Source organism: Ruegeria sp. BG10 (assembly GCF_056538575.1).
The window spans coordinates 399,053-419,855 of the sequence record NZ_JBQFTI010000002.1; the positions used below are offsets into that span (position 1 = coordinate 399,053).

Below are 20,803 nucleotides of genomic sequence, written 5' to 3' on the forward strand. Positions count from 1 at the left end.
CGGGCTACAAATGACGTCCAACATCTTGCATCGGTCCGGTTGGGCTTCATCCACCCAACCGGTCCTTGTTCCTTTTGGTTCAGCGAAACCTCTGATCAGTCGAGCGTCAGTTCCACATAAACGACAATGTCTTCCAGCGCGTTTTCGGCCAGCGCCGCAGGTGCCGTACCGGGGCCGAGGTCGCCGGCATCGGTCACGGCGATCGTGTGATCCCCGGTGATCCCCGCGGCCAGAGCGCCGGTTGCGTCCGTCAGGACATAGCCCGGGAATTCCGGCGTTGCGGCAAAGCCCGACAGCACCGTGCCGTTCACCGTCAGTTCCGTGCCGGTCGCATTGCGCCCTTCGGACGGCTTGAGAAGCAGCAGCGCCCGGTCTATCGCAAGGTCGCGTCCGCGCAGCGGGAAGGGCAAGGCGCGTTCGTCCAGGGTGACGACCGCGTCCACATTCGCAGGCCCGGTGGTCAGTTGATGGAACGCAGTGCCAAACTCCTGTCGCAGACTGTAAGCCCGTGGCAGGCCCGTGTTTTCGAGCACACCGATCAGCGCCCCTTCGAGGGCGGCGTTTTCGGCTTCGACCCGTTCCCGCAGGACACCGTCGTTCTCGGCGGTGTAGGACAAGTGCAGCACGACATCCGTTATCGTGTCATAGTCGAACGGCGCAAAGGTCTTGGGCAGGGTCAGCTTCCATGTGCTGTCCACGGCCCCGGCCCCTTCGAACGGCATATAGCGCGGGTCCGAGAAGCTGAAGTCGAACGTGCCCGAGTCATTCTGTGCGGTACTGGTTGCAATCTGCACCGTGTGGCGCAGCACTGAATCCGACAGCCCGGCTGCGCCGTCAAGCGTTGGCTCGACCCGTATTTTTGCCCCGGTCAGCGTCAGCGTCACCGGAATGTTGACATACGGCCCCGTGACACAGGCGACCGACAGGCGCGCCGACCGGATACGCCGGCGGTACTGGCCGGGATATAGCAGGTCAAAGGCAAGCTCGGGTACGGTGAATTCACATTCGCCGTCTTCGCGCAACGCCATCAAAGCAGCCGGATTCAGCTGGTTCAACGAGAAGGGCTGAGTGATTTCCAGCGTCCTGTAGTTGGTTTCGAGATAGCGTTTTTCCATCTCGATCAGGTCGATGGCCAGTTTTTCACCTGACAGCAGCCCAGCCTGGCCGGGCTCCCAATATGTCAGCTCCAGCAGCTGCGCCTGATCGCTGGGTCGTTCAAAGCGATAGGCCTGTTCCGCCAGCCGCGCCATCGACATGGCCGCGTTGAAGGCCTGCCGGAAGATGGTCTGGAGCGTGGACGCCATCCAGGAATACAGCGCCTCGCCGGCGAATTTGGATTCGTAGAATTCAAGCAGTTCTTCCTGATCTTCAATCGCCTGCTTATGGTTCGACAACGCCTTTTCGGTAATCTCGACACGGATTTTCGCGGCCTTGATACGCTTTTCGATCTGCTTGAGTTCAAAGCCTTCAAGCTTGAGCCCGTGCTTCCACTCCTTGCGCAGTTTGGCGTATTTGGCCTCAAGCGATGCAGATTTGGCGGCGATCATCAGCAGATCGCCGGTGTCCTTGAACACCTTGGCCCATTTCTCGCCCGACAGGCCCAGTTCCTGACCGCCATATTTCATCGCAAACGGCGATCCGAGCTGCGGAATCAGGTGCAGAATGCCCGAGGTTCCGTTCAAAATGGCCGCCAGAATTTTGCTGACGCCGGCACCATGGGTCAGGACCTGTTCAGCCCGATCCCAGGGCAGCAGATCATCGTCGATCTTTTGCTGGAAATGGCTTTCGCGGTATTCGAACATCTCTTTGCGTTTTTCCAGCTCTGCCAGGCTTTCCTTGGCGATCTTGACCTCGTTTTCACGGATCTTTGTCACCAGGTTCTGCATGTTGATCGCCTGCGTCAGCCTCAGCTTGGCCAGTTCCTCGGCATCGCGTTTTTCCAGCGCCGACTGAAGCTTGGAGCCAAACCCCTGAACCAGACCCACATAGTCGCGCGCCTTGGCGACCAGATAGGTAAAGCGGTAGGGGGGCAGGTTGCCCGCGGACGCGCCCAGAATGTCGCTCAGGCTCAGCCCGGCCGCGCGGGCGCGAACCAGCGCCATGGGGTCAATCTCGGGCGCGAACAGGGCCAGATCGACGCGCTCGCCCTCGATATTGCGGCAATTGTGGATCTTGTAGAGCCGGTCTTCGACCCGGTTCCAAAGCTCCAGCAGGTCCTTGTTGCGCGGGATGCAAAAGACGGGACCGACCTGGCGCACGACGTGCCAGGTAAACCGGTCGGGCCGTATGCGCCCCCAGACGCGGCCGTTGCGCCCGCCGCCCCCGATATAGCGAAGGTTGGCGCGTTCGGCATCGACGCGCCCGGTCCGTTTCCAGTCAAGCTGCTGTCCGGGGCGGCCATCGGTGGCAACCGCAAATTCGAACCGCTGCGCCTCTGCGACATGGGCCGACACGGCCTTGGGTGCGGGCTTGGCGGTTGCGGAATCCGGCAGGTTGGCGACCGTCTTGTCGTCGCCCAGCATCAGTTCGGTCGCGCCCAGGCTGGCCATTTCGACCTTGTCTGCCGCCAGCGGGGGCCGCGATTGGTCAAAGCGCATATCCAGATTGGCGGCGGATTCGACCTTGCCGCGCAGTTCGGCCCCCAGTGAATCGGATCTTTCGTAGTTCACATAAGTGCGGTTCGCGATGACAAGATCATTGGAGCCGACCCAGTAGGGCCGGTTCGGGATGATCCAGTTTTCGACTTCGATCAGGAAGTCCTGTCCCTTTTCCATATGCGGTTTGATGCGTTCGTAGGTACGGGGACGCACGATGCCCTCGCCACAATCGCCTGCATCCGCGGGGCGCGGCCCCAGAATCTGACGGACCAGATCGTAAAGGATATGGGCCTCGTCCACCGTTTCACGCGTGAATTGCCGGAACAGGCCGTCCGCCCAGTCCAGAATGTTGTCGCAGTAGCGCATGACGATGTTTTTCTGGAACGCCGACAATCTGAGCCGTCCGATCGCATAGGGATTGAACGGGTCCTTGCGATACGCCTCCTGTGCGTCCTCGTCCGTGAGAATGGCGCGCAGGCTTGGCGGTGCGACGCCCTGAAACTCGTAGTACTGCCAGACACGATCCCGTTCGGCCTGTAACCGGGCAGAGTCCGACAGGCTGCCAAGGTCCACGCCGCTGTCGAACTTGGCGGTGGGATCAAAAATCGTCTGATACCATCCCTGTGCGGCGGCAAAATCCCCCCGGCTGTTCTGATGCGCGGCCAGAAGGGCGGGGATGTGAAAGAAGAGCTCGCGGAAATAGACCCCAAGCGGCCCGGTGAAATCCAGACGCGTGGTCGGCCCGACCACGCGCGTGCGGTTGTTTGCGCTGGTGATCAGGTGGGATTTCTCGGCGTAATCCGCCTGTGCTTTCTTGTCCAGAAGACCATCGACCCCGCCATAGAACAGCGTCCGGCTCAGGTCACCCAGCACGGTCGTTCCCAGCCGCCGCGCCTCGTATGGGCGCCCGGACCAGTCAAAGGACCAGTGAAAGAAGCTGACATCCGAATCCTTCTGGACCAACGCGGCGGGAAAGCCCCAGTCCGACACGGGAACCACCACATGCGGTTCCTCATCGTTGACCCGGGCCACCGAGGCGCCAAGATCGCTGGAGTCGAGGTTCCAGGAATCATCCGCCACATCCACACTGCCCTGACTGTAGGACAAGCCATAGATATTGCTTTCGAAATTCCACCGCGCAGTGGTGAAATCCTGTCTTGCGGCCGTCGAACCGGGCAACCAGAAGGCGCTCCCCTCAACCGATTGTTCATAGATGCGCCGCGCGTTGCGAGACCCGGCGATGTGCATGATCGTCGGGTCCTGGTTCCAGTAGATGTTCAGCCCATTGCGCTCGGCCTCGGTCGGCGGATAGCCGATGCGTTCGAACATATCGATGCGGTAGGGAACATGATGCCCGCCCACGCTGAGGTACAGGTCACCATCCCGAAGGCCCGGATATACCTTGTTCCAGGCCGGCGTTACCAGCGTGTGCCCGTCCTGGGCCTCGGTATGGCTGGTCGAGAAATCATCCGTCCAGGCCGGTACGTCCCAGGATGTCCCGCGTTCGTACACGCCTTCGAAAAGGACGCCCTGATCGTGCATCGTGAAGTAGCGGCCCTTCAGTTCGATGGTTTGTGGCGTGCTCCAGGTGCCATCCAGTTTAAGGAAGGAGAAGCGCGGGCGCAGCGTGTGTTTATAGCCCCGGAACTCGTTTTCGCCGTCGCGGACGCGGGTCCAGGGGTTGGTGCTGACCTCCAGCCAGAAGACGTGCAGCCGGTTGTTGTAGATGATGGGCGACACGTCGCGCACAGGGATGGCGATTCCCAGCTTTTGCCGGGCCGAATAGGAAACGCGCCGGTCATCCCTGAGCTTCGAAAAGGTCAGGTTCTCGACGGTCCAGTAGTAGTAAGTTGGCGGGTCATCAGACGTGCACCCGAACATGTGCAGCACATCGCGCCCGTCGCTCCAGACATGTTCGTGATAGGCCCCGGCGATCCGCAGGCCGGCAACCTCTTCGAAACCACGAAGATAGGTGGCATAGGCATCCAGCACCGTTTGTTCGGTAATGTCCTGCTGCAGAAGTGTTTTTTCCAGTTCCTCGAACTGCGGCGTCTTGTTGTCGCGCAATTCCGGCAGCATGTAATTCTCGGGCCACAAAAAGACCTTCCGATTTGCTTCCCAGACCCGGTAATTCTTGCGCCATTCCCATTCATCGGCGGGAATGCGGGTTGGGCTGACATGGACATGGTTGCCCGCATCCGGGTCGCGCCTGTCCTGTTCAAGGTTCAGTACCACCCGATGCACATAGCTTTGCAGCGATCCGATCGCTGAAACCACGCGCGAGGTGCGGGCGCAGCCTTCCATATCGGGGTCGATCAGGTAGTAGTTGTAAAGGTCGCCGCGGTCCTCGAACCGACCGTTGCTGTCGCGGATGATATAGTCGGTCAACGCGTCCCGCCGCCGCCCGCGCAGGGCGTCCTCGTGCACCTCCATTGCTTTGCTAAAGCTTTCGGCGTCGACCAGCCGCAGTTGCAGTGCGGCCTTCAGGCTTTCGGCGGCTTCACCCAGTGCTACGGGATCGGGCGAAGACAGCAGCGCAATGGCGTCGGCGGCTAGGCCGCGGTCATCGGCGAATGAGACGATCCGGCGCAACCGGTCCAGCGCACCAAGGGCGTTTGCCGGCAGGTCGGCCCCGGCCTCGAACACGCGGATCGTAGCGACATCGCCCCCGGCTGCGCGTGCAAACTGTTCTGTATCGGCGGCCGCGAAACCACCGGCTGGCGTATGGGCGAGCAGAACCGTTTCAACCGTCTCGGCATGATCCGGCAGATCGTCATCGTCCAGCAGCGCGTCCAGATAGGCCGCAAGCGACAGGATGGCGTCGCGCGAATAAGGCGCGACCGGATCGGCCAGATCAAACAGTCCGCGGTTGGCATCGGCAAAGACCACGCGATCCGCGGTCAGAGCCTCGTGCTGGAACGCGGCCAGCGCCCGGACCATCGGGGCTACCGCATCCCTAAGCGGAATGTGGTCCGACACAATGATACCGTCAATCACGGCTTGCGCGACGATGTCCGCACCGGTCAGCGTCGATATTGCGTTCAGCTTTTCGGTGGTCATGTCCAGTGCGGCGGCTGTGACTTCAGGGATGACAAGGCGCAGATTGTAGGGGTCAAGCACACCCTGAAGGTCCGCCTCGGCAATGCCGCTGGGGAAACCGCCCGCAGGCGCGGCGATGGCAGGTGCCAATCCCACATCAGCGGCCAGCCGTAGCATGTCGCGCGGCGCTGCGTCGAACAACGCCGGGTTTGCCGCGACGATGGCGCGCGACTGGTCTTCGCTTACGCCGTCGAGGAAGGCAAAGACCGTGGGGGCGAAGATCGTGCGCTCTTCGGTGGCGATCTGGTCGGTTACGTCAAGCGCAAGGACGTCCGCATCGGCGAACAACCCGTCTTCGACCGGATCATCCAGCAACCCCATCAGGGCCGCCGCCACTTCGAGATCGACGGAAAGCTGGCCGAACCGTTCGTGAAGGATCACAAGCTGCAACAATTCCGCAGCGTTGGTCACGGCGCTGCCGCCTGTGGCGATGCGAATGGCAAGCCAAAGCTCGCCGAAACTCAGCCGCAGCGCATCCGCCAGCAACGCGTGACGATAGAGCAGGCTCAGCGCATCGCCGGACAGCAGAAACCCGCGGTCCTCCTCGGCTGCGGCCTCGGGGTCGATACCAAGGTCCGTTGCAAGCATCAGGATCAGTTCCAGAAGGTCTTCATCCGAAATGCCAAAGGCGACCCGCAGACGCTGTGAGACAAAGACGCCGGCATTCGGGCCGGTTTCCGGCAGCGCGGCATCGTCGCGCAGCGCCGGATGCACAAAGCGCAGCGCCGGGGCCGGGAAGGGGGCCGCACCAACGCCGGCGGCCGCGCCGTTGAACAGCCGGTCCATCAAACCCGGCTCGTCGGGGTCCGGTCCGACCGGATCTGTTGGAATTGGACCCGACAAGGACAGGACTTCATCGGTATCCAGGCCGAGGCTTTGACCCAGCCGCGCGATTGCCACGATGCGTGACAGCGTTGCATCGTTCAGTGTTCCGCCAAGCCGTTCCAGAACGACCCCCAGCGTGCGCGGATGCCAGCCGACCGCGCGCGCCAGCCGCCAGAACCGGTGCATCCGGTCCAGCGCATCCCGGGTCATGCCGGTCACGCGTTCTATGTCGTTCTGAACACTGTCTATCGACCGTTTCTGCGCCACGATGCGAATATTGTCGCTGCCCTGCACAAAGTCCGTCTCGATCATCGCACCCAGCGTTTCCCGGTCGACTTCCATGACGGGCAGCAGCTCCTGTACGTCGAAGGGATCGGCGGTATTGCCCGATCTGGGGAAGCTGTTGCGGTAGAGCGCGCGCAGATAGGCCCATTGGCTGCGGCGCGTCGTAATCATCTCGTAGGACGCAACCGACAGGCCGAGGGCGGCGCTGTTTCTGGCCGCCGGACCGGCATCCGGGTCCGTCAGCAGCACGATTTCCGCGCGGTCCGTATCGAAATCCCTGAGATTGAGGTCGGCCGAAGCGACACGGCGGTCGAAGGGCGTCACGAAGGATCGGATCGCTGTGGGCAGAAGATCGCCATAGACCTTGTCCAGTATGGCCGGAATGTCGGTACCACTGATGGTGGCATCCGCACGTGTGGCGATTGCGGCCTCGAGTATCTCGTTGATGATTTCCAGCGTCGGAACGAGATCATGTGTGGCGTCGCAGGTCAGCGGAACCGTCCAAAGGTCGGGCCGCCGGTTCTGCAGCTTCAGGGCGTGATCCGTCTTGGCGCCGGTGAATTCCTTTTGAGTGACCTTCTCATCTACAAAGGTCATCAGGTCCACGAAATAAGCTGCGGGGCTAAGGATCGAGTCACAATGCGCGCAGTCGCAATAGCTTTGATCGCCAAACAGGTCGGCATATCCCGGCAGGTCCTTCAGGCCGTCGGTGACATCTTCCAGAAGCGGTCCGATCCAGGTCCAGTCAGGCCGTTCCCACCGCAATTCATCGGCCAGGGCTCCGACAATGTTGCTGACGCCCAGCCGCATGTCGCGGGCTGACGAGATGATGATGCTCGCCTCGGCATCGGTAACGCCTGCCTTGGCAACAAGCTCGTCGGTGTGCATGTCCGCAATGTTCAGCCCGGAATGCAGACCGCTTTTCATCAGCGCGGCACTGGTGCGGACCGACCCGCCGACACTCAGGGTCCGCGCGCGTGCTTTCAGAACGCCGACAACAGCATCCTGATCGGCGGCTGACATGGTGCCGAATTCCAGCGTCTTCATGTCTTTCGAACCGGGCGTGAAATCCATGCTGCGCAGGTCAATCGAGTCGTTGGTTTTGGCAAAGTCCTCGAATACGGCAACCCTTTGATTCAGTTTGGTTACCGTCGACTGAACCGCCGCGCCCTGTGCCACGATCTCGCGCATGCCAAGACCGGGATACGCGTTGACCATCGCGCGGACCTCCGACAGCCCCCTGGCGGTGGCCTCGTCCGCGCCGGGAGGTGTGGTGTCCAGCGCCGCGGGATCGTCCTTGAGCAGCGCGCGTACGCTGCCATATGCCTGCCGTAGCTGGTCGGTGGGCGGGGTCTTTAGCCGCGCCGCCAGACCTTCGGTGGGGTATCTCTCTTCGATCCTGACCTTGATCGACTGGGCGCGGGCAACCGCTTCGGCCCGGTCGCTGGCGGCCAGTTTCGGGTCCACGGATTTGGCAAGTTCTTTGTCCTCAACGCGCAGAACATCCGTCAGTTTCTTGATCCGCCCGCGCAGTGCGGAATAGTCGGTTCCGATCACCCGTTCCACGGCGTCGGTGTCATCGCCCAGAACCTTGGCCATTCCGGCCACCAATCCGATCCGTTCGCCTTCCGCCTGCGTCAGCGCCTGATCGATGACCAGCGTGCCCACCCGCTGATCGGTCAGCAATTCGCTGTTCGGCACGGCCGCCACAAGCGCCTTTGCCGCGCCGTCGCGCAGCCCGGCAATGCCGGTCAGTTTCGCAACGTTGGCGCGCGCGATCTCGGCCTTTAGTTCCGGCAGATCGGCAATCGCCACAGCCGCGGGATCGGTGATTTCGGGGCCGAACACACCAGCCAGCCTGCCACCGTCCAGCAAGACGGATTCGGCCCTTGCCCGCGCTTCCTCCTCAAGGCCCACGGTATCCAGAACGGTGCGCGCAATCTTTTCGGGGGTGCTGTTTGCTAGGTCTTTGGGCTTCATTTTTTTCAGCGCATCGCGAACGGCGTCCTCATGCCCGGGTGTCGCGTCTGTCATGGCCTGCAACAGCCCGTTGAGCCGGATCCCCGCCAATGCGGCAATTACCGTTTTTTCATCCTTCGACTCGTGCAGCGTGCGGTCGCGAAGTCCGGCCAGCGTACGAAGGTTCTTAAGATCTAGGATGGGATCGGGCATGAGGTGTCCTCCGTCTGGAAATCAGGTTCAGCCGCCGAAATCCGGGCACTGAACGAAAAGCACCGCAGCGAATGGCCGCTGTGGCGTGGGCCGGTGAATTGGGTAAGGGTCACGCAACTCACGATTTGCCCCCAATATTCCGGCGCTGTTGTCGCCGGAGTGATGATCCGCCGGGCGCGCGCCGACCGGCAGAGATTTAAAACGGTGCGCCGCCCCGGAAATTCAGCCCCAGCGCCCGCAGAACGCGGCGCGTGCTTTCCGAATGGCACCAAGCAAGTACAACGTCGTCAGAATGTTCCAGAATTGCCGTCAGCTGGCTGTCGGTCAGGCGCGTGACGTCGTGGACATCAATGCGTGCGCTGGACGGCAGATTGACGAGGTCATCCACAAAGAATTTCATCTCGCGCTGCGCCAGATCGAACCCTGCCGGCGTGCCGTGCCGGCCTGTCAGAACATTGATCACCCCGTTTCCGGGCATGTTGTCCAGATGCCGGACAAGGTCGTCCACGTGGGAATGGGCAACGGTTTCTGCCGAAGTCCAGATACGACTGCCCGTGGGGCTGGAGAATGCGCGCCAGTTCACGACCTTGCTTTTGACCATCGACCAGAGTCGCGGGATGATGTCGATGCGATACGCGCCCGGCGAAAGCCGGCTGGCCACCTGTGGAAAGAACTCGCGCAGCATCCGGCTGCGGAAGGGGTTCCAGTTGATGCCGGACCGCAATCCCGTGCGCATTGCCAATTGGCGCAGATTCTTGAGGCTGAGCGCAGCCATGGCCCGGCGGCCTGCTGATGCCAGTGCCCGCATGCCCGCCTTGAGCGCCAGTTTCAGACTGACCTTGAGCGCGGCCAGACTGCCGAAGGATGCCACCGTCAACACGATGTCGACGACGGTCAGCGCCAGAAAGGCCGCCTGACCCCAGGACCCCAGATTCAGGCTGCCCATTCCGCCCGGGATGCCGCCGGATTCGCCGGGTTCGTCCGATCCGAATTCAAGGTGCCACCAACCGGCGGCCCGCACGACGTGGTCCATCACCGTTGCGGGCTCCTGACCGCCGGGACCATCGCCGCTGCCCGGACCTTCCTGATCCGGCGGCCGGTTGCTGCCCGGATTACCCGAGCCGCGGTTGCCGTTCTGTCCACCCGAATTTTCGGGCGGCGCGTCGCCGGGCGGGGCGCTGCGGTCGCCACCGTTGCCACCGGATCCGCCGCCTTCCTCGCCGGCTGGCGCGGATCCGTCGGGGTCGCCCGAGGCGCTGCCTTCGCTGCCGCCCCCGGGGCCACCGCCCTCGCCTCCGCCGGGTCCGCCCCCGGGGCCGCCGCCCGGTTCAGTTCCGGTCCCGCCTTCGGCGCCGCCGGGTGCGGTGCCGGTTGCATCGGGGTTTGTTCCGGTCGCGTCGGGATTGGTGCCGCCGCCCTCGGTCGCAGTACCGCCCTCGGTCCCGCCCGGTTCGGTTCCGGTGCCGCGACCGGTGCCGCCTTCGCGATGTGCGGGGCTGTCTTCGTGGCCGGTGCCGTGGCTTTGCGGATCACCGGTTCCACCACCGCGGCCCGCGCCTGTGTCGCCGCGGCCCAAGGCGTTGGGGTCTTCGGAATCGCCGCCACCGCCGGGGCCCTGCTGGTCCGAGCCCTGCACCGTCCCGGTGCCGTCGGGATCGCCATCCTCGGCACCAAGTTCGTTCTCACCGGTTCCATCAGGGCTGGTTCCGGTGTCAGAACCCCCGTCCTGCCCGCCGGTGTCCGATGGGGGCGTGTCGGTATCTGTATCGGTTCCGGTGCCGTCGGCCTGTGCACTTCCGGTTCCGCCGCCGGGGTCGGGCGGCGCATCCGGTGTGTCGCTTGCCGGATCGCCGGTCGGTGCCTCGGGATCGCCGCCGCCCGCCTGACCCCCTTCGCCGCCGTCGCCTTCGCCCCTGCGACCGGCCGCACCCAGCACAAGGATATCGGCCCCATTGGCCTGATCGCGCGAGACAATTCTTTCCAGATCGGCACGGGTTCCGAAATGAACCGCACCTTCGCTGTCGATATACCAGGTGATCTGCCCCATCGCGTATTTCAGCTGAACCGCCGCCGATTGTCGTCCAAGCGCTGCGGTCACGACCGGGGGATCGGGCCGTGCCGGAGCCGCGATGCGCCGCCCGCGACGGGTGCGCGTTGTCTGCAGCCCCGATCGGTCAAAATGCGAAACCGGGTTGGAGCGCGCATAAATATACAGGTTGAGGCCATCAATCGCGCCTCCGGGATCGGGCGAGATCCATCGACAGAGCCAGCTTGCATAATAGCGCTGTCCGATATGGTGGAACCCTGTTGTCCCGTCCTGTTCGCGCTGAATGAAGCCATAGGCCTTCAACGCGGTTTCGCGGGCGCTGTCGGCTGCGGCAAAGGCGGTCTGCCCATAGGGCATGAATTCTTCATAGCTAACGACCCGCGCGGCCTCATCCAGCCGAAGGGTTGCCGACCCTAAATGATCGCTCAACGTATAGCGCAGCCGGACGGCGTTGGGGTCAGCGGTTTCGCGGGCGGTTGAATCGATGGTCCAGCGATGCAGTTCGGCAAACTCGGATATACCATCTGACAGGCGGGTGACCAGCCGTTCCAGGATCAGAGTGTTGCCGCGATAAATCCTGCGACGCTCTGCCCCGCCCAGATAGGTCACCTCGATCCGCTCAACACTGCCGTCACCCAGCATCCTGCGGGTGATCTTGCGCAGGCGTGTGCCGCCACCGTCATACAGATAAATCTCGTCATCATCGGGTTGCGACTGGGCGCTGCGGTCAATGATGACGACGCGGCGCAACCGCTGATCGTGCCGCCAGCTGAGGCTTTGCAGATGATCGACCACCAGCAGTTCCCCGCCCGCACCGAACTCGGCGGCGGCAGCAGCCGGGCTGACGGGCGTACCATCGGGACGCGTTGTCGCACGGGACCGGTTGCTGGCGGGGTCGATCCAGAAATCGGTGGTGAAATTGGCGATTGTCCCGACATGGCGCAGGCGCGTCAGATTTCCGGCTGCGTCGTAGGAATAGGTCTGCGCAAAGCGTTCGGTGCCGGTTCCGTCCGACAGCGGCAATACGGGTCTTGGCCCCGGGTTTGCCGTCAGGGCGCCATGCGCGCGCCCTTCGGCCCGGGTTAGGCGGTATTGCGCATCGTAAGTATAGCTGCGCGCCGCATCCGCGCCGGCCGTGGCCGAGAACACGGCCCTTGTGCCGGTGCTGTGCGCCAGATCGGCACTGCCGGTGACATTGCCGACCGGATCATAGGTCAGGCGAAGATCCTGAAGCACAGGTGGCCGGCCCCCGGCGGCAGACCGGGTTGCGTGGATGCGCCGGACCAGCCGCGTTCCGCCGTCGAATTCCCGCGCGACAGTGACGCCATTGCCGTATTCGACCCGCTCCCGCTCGCCATAAATGGAAAGTCGGACGTTGCTCAGAACCTGAGTCTCGCTGACCTGCCCGTCTGTTGTTTCAACGCTGAGCCGGGCAATCGCGCCGCCTTCGGAATAGGCCGTGCGCACCACGGACCCATCAGCGTTACGCAGCTGCACCTGCCGACCCTGTCCGTCGTGGCGCGCGGAAATCTCAAAGAATTCACCATCCAGCGCCACCCCGCCGGTCCAGTCCACATCCGCGACCGGGTCGGACACCAGTTCCCAGGCGGTACGGTTGACCTGACCGGTGGGCAGGGCATCAAGAATGCGGTGCCGACCGCCCTCGTCGCGCGTCTCGACCGCCAACCCGTAAAGGTTGCGCCCGATGGCATCCACATCGGCGGGATCGTCGGCATAGTCGATCCCTTCGATCCGGCGCACACCCGCACCGGTATCGACGGTAACGAACAGCGGGCGGTCCAGCGCGTCATATTCGGTGGTTCGCGTGATGTTTCCCGGTGTTATGGTTTCCACCGGGTTGTCGCGGGCATCGAACAGCACGCGCGTCTCTCCGGCATCGGCGGACCATTCGACGACTTTCCGGCCTGCCATGTCATAGACATGCCGGGCCGACTCGATGCCCCGGGCATCAATGTCACGCGCGCTTTCACCGGTTTCCAGCAGGATTGACCGGGTTTCATGCACCCCGCCCAGCCCGTCCGCCTCGCGGACCCGCACCTGCCGTCCTTCACTGTCGAAGATGCGTTCAACCGGTGTGTCCGCATGGGGCAGGGTGACATCCAGCGCATGCCGGTCCGGATCGCCAATGGGCAGGATTCCCCGCGAAAGACGCCAGGCCGAGGTCGCAACCGTATCGTTGGCGTCGTAGAAACGTTCGACCCATGCGCCGTGATCCACCCGTTCGACCGTACCGCCGGGCAGCAGGGTCTGCGCCAGACGCCCCGCCGCATCGTAAAAGCGGTGCGTGGCGCGGCCATGGGTGCGCAGGGCGTCATCATCTTCGTAGTCCGGGCCTTCGCCAAAATAGGGTTCAAAGCTTTCGATTGGCTCGCCCTTGGCATTTCGCCGCGACCAGCCAGAGCTTCGCCAGCGCGTCGCCGCAGGTCGTGTCGCCGGTGCGCCATCCGGGGCAAGGGACAACGCCCCTGTTCCGTCGCGGAAGAACGCGTCTCCGGCTTCGGCGCGGATCTTGGACAGGGCGCTCTGGCCGAACCCGTCGAAATAGGTCACTTCGACCGCAGCGTGCCCTCCGGTCTGGGTGCCGCCGGTGCCATCATGCGCAAGATCGGAAGCCAAAACGCTCAGGACGGCGGGCGGGCTGCCATCGCGCTGGAACGCGTCGATGTCATGGGCGAGGATCTGGCTCTGCGCCGCCAGTGCAGCGTCCGGGTCCGCTATTGTCGCGGCAAAGGTTGGGGCCGCCCCCGGTGCCAGAGGGTCGAACCCCCACGGTTGTTCGATGCCACCCGCATCCAGCACGGTTCCGCCATGGCTGGCTCGCACGGGAAGGCCCAAAGGATCATAGGCGGTCTCCGTCCACGCGCCTGTCGGGCTTTCGGTGCGCCGGGGCGCAAGGGAGACATAGTCGATTTCCGTTGTAGCGATTGCGCCAAATGCGTCCGTAACACGAGTGGGATAGAAGGCAGAGACATCATAGGCGATATCGACTGAGCGCCCGTCCGACAGCCGGTGTCCCGCAGGCAGGAAAAACCGGTCGGCGGCATGATAAAGCTGGACTTCGGACGCGTTCCACCAATAGCCGTCGTCAAAGCTGTACCCCAGACCCGGCAGCCGGGCGCTGATCCCGGCTCCGAAATGGTTCGAAGCGAAGGCATCCGTAAAACAGGCGGTTTCCGTATGGTGCAAACGCGCGGGGTGCGCGGCATCACCCAAGGGGGCGGGATCAACACCATTTGCGCTCACATATATCCAGCGGGACCGGCTGGTGCGGATGGCCCGTCCGGGCACTGGCGCGGCGTCGTGGTTCAGCGGTGACACAAGCGCGCCGTTTACGATGGGCGCAATCTCGTCAAACAGGAACCAACCGCGACCCGGGGCCGAAAGCCCGGTTATGGCAAATTCCTCTTGCGACACCGGCCGATTCAAAGCCCATAGATCGGTATCCGTGTCGTGGGCCATTTCAACCCGTTTGATCAGGCAGCCCAGTCGATTCTGCCCGGGGTCCTCGCGCGCGTGGCCCGAACGGCGTGGATAGGATATCTGCGCGGCCAGTTGCATGGCACCGTGCGCATCGCTGTCCAAAACTATGTCATGAGAAACGCGCGGATCGTCCGCGACGCGCTCGTAGAGCGACCGGGCGGATTCGCGGTCGATCACGGAAAACGCCACCCTGTCCAAAGGATGCCGGATGCTGTCGCTGCCCGCTGGCCCTGCCGCCTGTTCGATCCGGACAACATACCCCTTCTGTTCCACAACGATCGGAGCCGGTTCCGGCCCGGCTTCCGTCATCGCGAACAGTTCGGTCCGAACCTCGCGCCCGCGCAGCGCGGTTCTTGCATCAAGGGCGCTGTCCGAATCCAGCGGCACCACGATGCCACTGGCGTCAAGCGTATGAACGTCCAACGAAATCGCTTCGCTGTCGCCCTGCCAGAACCGGTCGCGGACATCCTGACCTGTCCCGTGATCAAAAAACGCACGGGTCAGAAGCGGGGCGGTTGCAACCATCCCGGTTGATGCGTCCTCAAGGTATTCGGCGTCAATCGCATCAACTTCGCCAAAACCTGCGAACACGCGTTGCCGCCCGTCGAACGCACCGTTGCGGTATTCCAGCCGCGTGTCGACCGTAAGGCCGGTGATCAGATCTTCCCGCGCGATACTGTCGACCGTAGCCACATGCCGGGGCAGGGCGGTGGTCCAGCGGCGGGCAGAGCCCTGATCGCGCAGGTAATGCGCGGCCGAGTTGCCATAGGTCACGCTTTCACGCCGGCCCATGCCGTTCTCAATCGTTTGCATCAGGCCCGGCGGAACGGGTCCCGACAAAGCAAGGGATTGATAACTGGCAATGCGTCCCGCCCGTTTTTCGGCCCACACCAGTGACAGCCGCCCGTTGCCCTGCACATCGCGGATGTCGAGGACTCCGGTGGTGTCGATCATGGGCAGGCCGCTCAGGACACGGGGCTGGGAAAACCGGTTTCCGGATTCATTGTAAAAGATGCTGATTTCGCCCGCGCCGATATGGATCAGATCGGCGGTTCCGCTTCCGGTCAGATCCGCAAACAGAACCCTGTCGATTGCGAAACGCCCCTGCGTCGACGTCCGTGGCGCATTCTCCATCGTGACCGGTGCCCCGAACCGGCCGTGCCCAAGCCCGGGCCAATAGACGACGGATCCGTCCCGAACCATCACGTGATCGGACAAGCCATCGCCCGTCATATCGGCAAACAGGAAATCCGTTTCCGTGTCCGTCTGCAAAGGCGGCGCGCCGCCGGGCCCCCGGGCCGAACTGGCGGCCAGATGCACGTCTTTCGACCGGGGCGCGAACCCCTGTGCGCCGCGGGATTCGTATATCCTGAGGCCGTTATCCGTCCGGCGTACCAGATCCGAGCGCCCGTCGCCGGTCAGATCCAGCCGCTCGCCGCCGCCAAGCGCGGCCTCGGCCGGCATTGCCTCGAACGGGTGAAAGGCGCTCCAACTGTCTGTCTCGGTGTCAAAGCGGTAATGCCCGGCACCCTGACCCGACATGACGACGGCGTCCATCGACCCGTCGCCGTCGAAATCACCAATAGATACCGCGGCAAGGCTGTGGGCCGGACGGGCCTGGAGGCTGCGCGGCGCGGCAAAGCGACCGCCGCCCAGATTGCGCTGAAAATTCCAGCCGGTGCGGTCCTCATGCAGAATGCCCGGCAGACCCTCGCCATAAAGATCCACCAAACGCGCCCCGGCTGGGGCGACGCCCTCGGGGGCGGTGGCCTGAAGTTCTGCCGTGACTGGGGTGAATACTTCGGCCAGATCGGGTTGCGTATAGGCGAACGTCAATGGCGGAACGGATCGCTCCTCGCGCGCGGGACCTGTGCCCCGGTACCCGGTTTTCGTGACCGAGATCAGCCGGGTGCCATCGGTGCGTTCATCATAATTCAACTCAATCGCGCGGGTCAGGACCGGGTCCGGTCCCAGCGCATCAAACCGGTGAAATACAAGCAGCCGGCGGCACAACCGCCAGGTGCGCAACTCGAATCCGGCTGCCCCATTGGAAAACGGGTCGGGGCGGGCCGGCCAGGCACCGTCAGGTGCAACCCCGGGTGCAACAGGATCATGGTCGCCAAAGTCAAACACGGCGGTGAAGGCCCAGTCGATTGCATTCGGGTCCGTCGCGGCGGCATCGGCAACCGGGACCGCATTGCCCCAGCGCAGGCGTTTGGGGTGACGTTGCGCACCCGTGGGTCGGTCTGCTTCGTAGACGCGGCTGTTATCCCGATTGCGGCTGTCCTCGGCGGCATATTCATAGTCCAGCGCGTCGCCGCGACCATTGGCGGTGATTTCAGGCAACCACTGGTAGACCCGTCCGGGCGTATCCGGGTCGGCCACTCGGGCGGCACCGGACCGGCCATAAATCGTCAGGACATTGCCGGTATCGCGTGAGCGCCAGTGCACATCGCCTGTGGCTGTCTCGGTCCATTTTTCAAAGCGCATCCGAACGCTGTCATTACGCGCCCGGAACCGCTCGACCACGAATCCGCCGTCGGTTCGGCGCACCGGATTGCCCGCGCCGTCCCGCTCGCGCACCAGTGATCCTGCGACCGAGGATGCAAACCCGTCCCGCCCGTCATAGGCTGGCAACCCTTCTGAAGTATCAACGCCGATGACCGGCAAGCCGCCCAGTGACCAGCCGCGTCCAAAAATACCCTGCCGCCGCGCCGACCCGTAAATCAGGGACAGAGCAGGCCCAAAACCGTTTCTGGAGGACGGAAGATCCAGTGTCACGCTGACTGACGCTGCCCCGGAAAACCTGTCAGCGGCAATCGTGTAATCCACCGCAGCACTCAGCGGTGAGGCTTCCTGGACCTGCGACACTTTGAAAAACTCCCAGGGGTAGGGGCTGGCTGAGAGACTCGCTTGATAAGTGTGCGCCTGAATTGACGCGGAGTAAAGTTCTTATCTGGGATCGGCGGAAGCGTGCTGTTTTATTGCGAAAATTCGGACGGGTTTGGATGGTCAATGCGCGTTCCTGCATGATCCAGCCCAGCGATCCGGGCATGCCAGATTGCACCATCGTGTGAACCGATTGGGAAACGAGCATTGTGAAGACAGTCGCTCCAAGGTTCCGGGTTGTCTTGGGTCCGTTAGGTTGTTCCTGCCCGTCTTCTGAATGGAAATTCGAACGTGGGATCCGGAGGCGGAGTTCACCCGCCAAAAGGTGAAACTTATTCAAACAACCCGATTGCGGCGGCCAGAACCCTGTCCTGCCCGGCCAGCAGCTTGGCGCCATCCGTCGCGATCCCCTTATCCGGCGGGATGCCCGTGCCTTCAAACAGGTCGCCGTCCGCTGAACGGTATTCCTGAAAAGACAGGCCAAGCGTCCATCCATTCGGCAAGGTGAATTCCAGGATGTCGGACAACCCACCGGATGTCCGGCCGCCCATGGTCGTGACCTGTGGCAGGTTGCGCATCGCGAGGGTGAATATCTCAGCCCCGCTTCCGGTCAGCTCGCTGGTCAAAAGAACGACCGGCTGCTTTAAACGGCGGTCTGGCGCGGGCGTCAGAACATAATCGAACGGCTCTGTAAGTCCCTGCGGTGTCCAGACGGCTTTGTGAAACGCGGCGGTGGGCGAGGCGGCGAAATGCCCGGCAATAGCCATTGCGGCGCTGTCTGATCCCCCGGGATTGTACCGCACGTCCACGATAACCGACCCGGCAGTTTCAAACTGTTCGGCAATCAACTCCATTGCCTTTGATGCAACATCGCCAAGCGTCTGTCCCGGGCGCGTCTGCACTTCCATCTCTCTGATCTGAACATAGCCAATGCCGTCCGCGCGAAGCCCGTACCAGAACGGGGTGCCTTCGACATTCGTCAAGTCCACCCCAATCGTATCCGCGGCCACGTCCCACAGCGCGTGGCGGTTGAGGCCGGGGTATTCCTGCAACCATCCGGGGGAACGTTCTGGGGAATGAAACCCTTCTGCCCCCATGGTCAGTTGCACATGGCCGTCATCCAGACCCTGCGTGGCCGCGACAAGTATCGCCGCCAGTTCGGCATCACTGATGTCATCCGCCTTGGGTGCCAACGAACGCCGATCAGGCCAGTTGACCCCGTGCAGGTCGAAAAACGGATAATGTTCGGCCATCGCTGTCCAGAAAACATCGAACGTGTGCCGTGCCCCGCCGTCTGAATGGTCGGGATTTTCGCACGGGCGCGGAAAATCGGCGCGGTCATGATTGATGGGTTCCAGCGCGCCATCCACGCGAAGGGCCAGAGTTCCTCCTTCCAGCTTCAGGGTCGCCCCGGCCAATAGCTGAACCAGACCAAGATGGGCGGGGAATGTAAGCTCGCGAAAGCAGCTGACAGATGTCACCCGGTAAAGCTCGGCGCGCAGTCCCGATATGCGAAGGATCTGCCCGTATGCCGGGGCTGCCCAGACACCGCGCATGGTTTTTGTGGGCATGAAAATCACCCAGGTCACGGCGAAAATCAAAACAAGGACAGCGACGCCTGCGGCGCACATTCTCAACAGCCGGAACCCCATTGTGTTGCCCTTGTTGGTGATGATCGATTCGACGCATCCTGGCGCCGTCGGGCGAAGACAAGCCTGCCGGGCGAGGGCCGTCAAGCCGGCGGATTACCGGAGTGGCGAACGCGGTCACCTGTAATCAGGGTTTTGCCAGAACCAGATCGCTCGCCTTTTCCCCAATCATGATCGCGGGCGCATTGGTGTTCCCGCTGACGATCTCAGGCATGATCGAGCAATCGGCAACCCGCAGGCCGTTGATGCCGATCACTTTCAGGCCGGGATCGACAACAGCGGCATCGGACGTGCCCATCGCACATGTTCCGGTGGGGTGGTAGATCGAAACGGAGTTTGATCGCGCCCAGTCCAGCGTGCCCTCGTAATCAGAGCAGGACAGTTCGGCACTGGGCCGGAACTCCTCGGAAATCTTGGAGGCAAGCGGATTATGCCGTGCGATATCCCGTGCGATGTTCACGCCGTCGACGATGGTCCGGCAATCGGTCTCGGTCGACAGGTAGTTGGGAAAAATTCTGACATATCGGGACGGGTCCGGCCCGTTCAGGCGCAGCTCGCCGCGGCTTTCCGGGCGCAGTTGGCACACGGACATTGTGAAGGCCGAAAACGGGTGCACGCCTTCGCCGGGGCTGTCGGCCGACCAGGGCTGGACGTGGAACTGAATATCCGGGGTTTCCATTTCGGGGCGGGTCTTGAGAAAACCGGTCGCAAGGCTGGCTGCCATCGTCATCGGACCGGCGCGGAACAGCGCGTATTTCAGGGCGATCTTTGCCTGATTGAACAGGCTGCGCACTTCGTCATTCAGCGTTGGTTCGTTGCATTTAAAGACAAGACGGGCCTGCAGATGGTCCTGCAACCCTTTCCCTACGCCGGGCAGGGCATGGCGCGGTTCGATGCCGTTGTCTTTCAGGTGATCGGGGTCGCCGATTCCCGACAACATCAGAATCTGCGGCGAGTTTATTGCACCGCCCGACAGGATGATCTCGCGCCGGACGCGGATCGTCTTCTGCTCGCCCGAGCGGTCGCGATAGACGACCCCTGTGGCCTGTTTGCCGTCCAGCTCAATCCGGGTCACCAGCGCGTGCGTTATGATAATCAGGTTCTGCCGGTTGCGGATCGGTTTGAGATAGGCAACCGCCGCACTGCATCGGCGGCCGTTTCGTGTGGTCAGCTGAAAGTAACCCACACCTTCCTGATTTGCCCCGTTGTAATCGGGGTTGAACGGATAGCCTGCCGCCTGCGCCGCTGCGACCCACGCGTCGCAGATCGGGCGTTGAATGCGCATGTTGGAAACGGAAAGCGGGCCGCCGACACCGTGAAAATCGTCTTCGCCGCGTTCCTGATCTTCGCTGCGTTTGAACAGGGGCAGCACATCGTCCCAGCCCCAGCCGACATTGCCCATCTGCCGCCAGCGGTCATAATCCTCTTTCTGGCCGCGCACGTACAGAAGGCCGTTCAGGGAAGAGGACCCGCCCAGAACCTTGCCGCGCGGCCAGTCGATTGAACGCCCGTTCAAGCCGAGGTCGGGTTCGGTGCGATAGCACCAATCGACCGACGGGTTATGCATGGTTTTAAAATACCCGACGGGGATGTGAATCCATGGGTTGGTGTCGCGGCCGCCTGCCTCAACCAAGGCCACCGAAGTGTTGGGGTCCGCGCTCAGTCGATTAGCAATGACACAGCCCGATGAACCGGCTCCGACGACTGCATAATCTACCTCCATGACGGTCTCCTTCCGC

At 62.8% G+C, this 20,803-nt stretch carries 4 protein-coding genes; all 4 read right to left on the minus strand.

What is annotated here, in order from left to right:
- Positions 1–95: 95 nt before the first annotated feature.
- Positions 96–8,978, minus strand: a complete 8,883-nt coding sequence (locus ACR0D8_RS12820) for a Tc toxin subunit A-related protein (protein ID WP_480646962.1) — start codon at positions 8,976–8,978, stop codon at positions 96–98.
- A gap of 196 nt (positions 8,979–9,174) precedes the next feature.
- On the minus strand, positions 9,175–17,397 hold the full coding sequence (locus ACR0D8_RS12825; RefSeq protein ID WP_480646964.1) for a SpvB/TcaC N-terminal domain-containing protein: 8,223 nt from the start codon (positions 17,395–17,397) through the stop codon (positions 9,175–9,177).
- A gap of 350 nt (positions 17,398–17,747) precedes the next feature.
- Entirely contained in the window at positions 17,748–18,986 is a 1,239-nt protein-coding gene (locus ACR0D8_RS12830; RefSeq protein WP_480646965.1) for a S41 family peptidase, read from the minus strand.
- Between the two features lie 205 nt (positions 18,987–19,191).
- The gene (locus ACR0D8_RS12835; RefSeq protein ID WP_480646967.1) at positions 19,192–20,787 is read right to left on the minus strand and encodes a GMC family oxidoreductase; all 1,596 of its coding nucleotides are present in this window, start codon (positions 20,785–20,787) and stop codon (positions 19,192–19,194) included.
- Positions 20,788–20,803 lie beyond the last annotated feature (16 nt).

Coding starts and splice junctions, on each gene's coding strand:
- ACR0D8_RS12820 (WP_480646962.1), bottom strand. CDS start 8,978: ATGCCCGATCCCATCCTAGATCTTAAGAACCTTCGTACGCTGGCCGGA.
- ACR0D8_RS12830 (WP_480646965.1), bottom strand. CDS start 18,986: ATGCCCACAAAAACCATGCGCGGTGTCTGGGCAGCCCCGGCATACGGG.
- ACR0D8_RS12835 (WP_480646967.1), bottom strand. CDS start 20,787: ATGGAGGTAGATTATGCAGTCGTCGGAGCCGGTTCATCGGGCTGTGTC.